This is a genomic window from Rhodopirellula maiorica SM1 (genome assembly GCF_000346295.1).
GTDB lineage: Bacteria > Planctomycetota > Planctomycetia > Pirellulales > Pirellulaceae > Novipirellula > Novipirellula maiorica.
In genome coordinates this window covers 1-1,064 of the sequence record NZ_ANOG01000565.1, presented here as the reverse complement: position 1 = coordinate 1,064, position 1,064 = coordinate 1, and the positions used below count along the sequence as shown (strand labels likewise).

1 protein-coding gene is annotated in these 1,064 nt (G+C 55.8%); it reads right to left on the bottom strand.

Annotation, left to right across the window (positions count from 1 at the left end):
* Positions 1-128: 128 nt before the first annotated feature.
* The coding region (locus RMSM_RS18030) for a ribose-phosphate diphosphokinase (RefSeq protein WP_144057752.1) at positions 129-1,064 on the bottom strand (936 nt) is incomplete at its 5' end.

Genomic DNA, 1,064 nt, shown 5'->3' with positions numbered 1-1,064 from the left:
AACGTTCACTTAGGACGACAAATTCGAAGCCGTTTTTGGCGATCCGCCGCATTGTTTTGGCGTAGAAAACACCTGCGTGTCGATGAGGACAGCGGACAAAATTTTTGACGATTCTCCGCGGCGGCGACTTAGCGCTCGCGGAACAATTCGCTGATCGATTGGTCGTGGTGGATCCGCTTGATCGCTTCGGCCAACAGCGGGGCGACACTCAATTGAACCATGTTAGGCAATTGCTTTTCCGCGGGCAACGGAATCGAGTCGGTCACGATGATCGAATCGATCGGTGCTTCGCGAAGCCGCTCGATCGCCGGTCCACACAAAATTCCGTGCGTACAAGCAATATGAATCTCCTTGGCACCGGCCTGGTGAACCAATCGTGCGGCACCACAGATGGACCCCGCCGTGCTGATCATATCGTCGAACAACAGGGCAACTTTGCCTTCGACCGGGCCCCCGATGATCGTACTTTGCCGGACTTCGGTCGCACTGGTTCGGCGTTTATCGACGATGGCCAGCGAACCGCCGAGCCGTTTGCCGTGCCCGACCGCACGTTTGATACTGCCCTCATCGGGACTGACCACGACGATTTCTTCGTCTTTTAATCCACGTGCGAGAAAATGGTCGTTCAGCACCGGAGCGGCGTACAAGTGATCCACCGGCACGTCAAAGAACCCTTGAATCTGAGCCGCGTGCAAATCCATCGTCAACACGCGGTCGGCGCCAGCGCGTGCGATCATGTTGGCGACCAATTTCGCGGTGATCGGCACCCGGCCTTCGTCTTTACGGTCTTGCCGAGCATAGCCAAAGTAGGGGATCACCGCCGTGATCCGTTCGGCGCTGGCTCGTTTACAGCAATCGATCATCACCATCAATTCGAACAGATTGTCGTTGACCGGTGGCGATGTCGGCTGGACCAGAAACACGTCACGTCCGCGAACATCTTCGTCGAGTTTGCAGTAGTTCTCGCCGTCGGGAAACTTGCCCAATGTAATTTTTGCAGGTTCAAGATGCAGATGCTTGCAGATCTTGGTGGTTGAGATCGAGATTGGCTCGGCCGCTGAAGA